This is a genomic window from Methanopyrus sp. (genome assembly GCF_053997775.1).
In genome coordinates, this window is record NZ_JBMXXF010000021.1 from 1 (window position 1) to 2,152 (window position 2,152).

Consider the following 2,152-nt stretch of genomic DNA (forward strand, 5'->3'; position numbering starts at 1 on the left):
TCCCCCTCACCGCCCCTCAGCGAGCTCACCAGTCCGGCCACCACGTTCCGAACGACCCTCTCGACGAACGGGTTCAAGGGCACCGGACGCTCGTCGACCAGGACGGTGGCCAGCTCCGGCGCCCGGCAGTCGTCCGGTGAGGCCTCACCGCGCGCGACCGCCCGACGGAACGCGCGGCAGGAATCGTACCCGCATCGGCCGCAGTCGGCCTCCGCCGTGTACTTGACCGCGTACCGGACCACGGCGTCCTCCGGCGCCCCCTCGAGCTCCTCCGCGGGGATCGTGGCGCCCTCATGACGCCCGCCGAACCCCACCCTCACTCCCAGCTCCCGGGATCCGAATCCCTCCACGATCGCGTAATCGATTCCCAGCAGCGAGAGGAGGCCGAGGACGGCGTCCACCTCCAGCTCAGGCAGGAACAGGACCGTTTCCGATCCGGCCACCCCGGTCCGCACGTCCGCGGGGACGCGCCCCGTGTCGCGGGAGCGGAGGTCCAGCCGGGGCTCCCCGACGGACTTCACGTACCCTACCCGATAGCCGCGCTTCCGCAGCCCCTGAACCGCCCTCCTGCAGAAGGACGTCTTGCCGGAGCCCTTAGGCCCCACGACCTGAAGGACGCGCATCGTTCAACCCCGAGGATGGGCGCGCTCGGGGCACGGGGGCTCACCGGGTCTCCCAGCAGATCCTGATCCGACCCTCGTCCACCTCCTCCTTAAGCCGCGTGACGTTGACGCCCTCGCGGCTGAGCCCCTCCAGCACGAGGGCCTTGGCGATGGCAACGACGTCCTCGACGTGAGAGGTTTTGAGCGCCCCGGTCACCGTGACGCAGTTGTCCTCCCTGTGGAAGTCCTTAATGAAGCGGTACTTGGCGCCCAGCTCCAGGACGTCCTCGAGGCTCTCGGCCTTCACACCCTCCTCCGACTCAAGGAACCTCAGGAACCGGCGCATGGCGTCCACGGCGACCTGCTCCCAGGCCTCACCAACGCGCTCCTGGATCGACCGCTTGAACGAGACGAACATGGCGAGCCCGACCAGACCGGGCTTGGGCAGCTCCTCCTCGGTCCTCAGGAGGTCCTCCATCTTCATCCCCTCTTCATCGCCGGACTCGGTCAATCCAGTGAGCCCCCGGCCCCCTGCCCCACTGGGATCATTAACCGCTACCGCCTCGGCACCCCCGATAGCCCGGTTTTAAACCGTAGCGGGTGGTCCGGTGTCGCGCCGCCGCCGGGCGGAAGGCTGATACCGGGCGCCGGCTGCATGGGGACCGGGTGAGCGCGGTGAAGGTGACGGTGGTGGTCTCGGACGAGCCGCCGAAGGTGGAGGGATTGAAGTCGGGCCCGGGGTTCGCGGCGCTGATCGAGAACCGGAGGACGGTGCTCTTCGACACCGGGCCCAGCCCGGACCTGCTGGAGCATAACCTCAGGGAACTGGGGTACGAGCCGGACGACGTGGACTTCGTCGTGATATCCCACAACCACTGGGATCACGCGGGCGGGCTGGAGGCCGTCGCGCCCCACGTCTTGAGGGTGATCACGCCGGAACGGTTGAACGCGCCGAACGAGATGGTTCGGGAGGAGTGGCTGGGGATCGACGACGAGGTCGTGCTGACCGACGTGCTCGAGGGCCCGCCGAGGGAGCGGGCCGCGTTCGTGAACGGGCTCCTGGTGACCGGGTGCGCGCACCCGGGGGTCGACCGGTTCGCGGAGTGGTGCGTTCGCCGCGGCCTGAAGGTGAGGGCGGTCCTGGGTGGGTTCCACCTGATGGGGGCGTCGCGTCGGGAGGTGGAGCGGATCGCCGACCGGCTGAGGGAGCTCGGGGTAAGGGTCGCGGGCCCGTGCCACTGCTCCGGGGACCTCGCGAAGGAGGTGTTTCGGGAGCGGTTCGAGTTCGTCGACGTGGGGCCGGGGCTGGAGGTGAGGGTCTAAGTGCCAACCAAACCAAAGTAAAGTAAAAGTAAACCAGAGTAAAGTAAATACGACCCTCGACCGAGCCGCACGCGGGGCTGCCAGGTGTTCTTCCATGTGAAGGACCTGATCGAGATGGATAGGGAGAGGTCGGGGAGCGTGAGTCGGCTGGCGTTCCTCGTGGTCAGATCCATCATTTGGGACATGGAGGCGGACGGCGAGGCGAGGATTCTGGCGGAGCGGCTGGG

Annotated in this window: 3 protein-coding genes; 1 reads left to right on the top strand and 2 read right to left on the bottom strand. The window is 68.0% G+C overall.

What is annotated here, in order from left to right; all coding sequences use genetic code 11:
* Together ACXJJV_RS02825 and ACXJJV_RS02830 are read right to left on the bottom strand one after the other, a co-directional pair.
* Window positions 1-623, bottom strand: a 623-nt coding sequence (locus tag ACXJJV_RS02825) for a molybdopterin-guanine dinucleotide biosynthesis protein MobB (protein ID WP_456466664.1), incomplete at its 3' end; no start/stop codon positions are given.
* A gap of 40 nt (window positions 624-663) precedes the next feature.
* Entirely contained in the window at window positions 664-1,113 is a 450-nt protein-coding gene (locus tag ACXJJV_RS02830) for a hypothetical protein (RefSeq protein ID WP_456466665.1), read from the bottom strand.
* Between the two features lie 164 nt (window positions 1,114-1,277).
* Between ACXJJV_RS02830 and ACXJJV_RS02835 the strand changes: the two genes are divergently transcribed.
* Window positions 1,278-1,925 (top strand): MBL fold metallo-hydrolase, encoded by a 648-nt coding sequence (locus ACXJJV_RS02835; RefSeq protein WP_456466666.1) that lies wholly within the window; start codon window positions 1,278-1,280, stop codon window positions 1,923-1,925.
* Window positions 1,926-2,152: the final 227 nt, after the last annotated feature.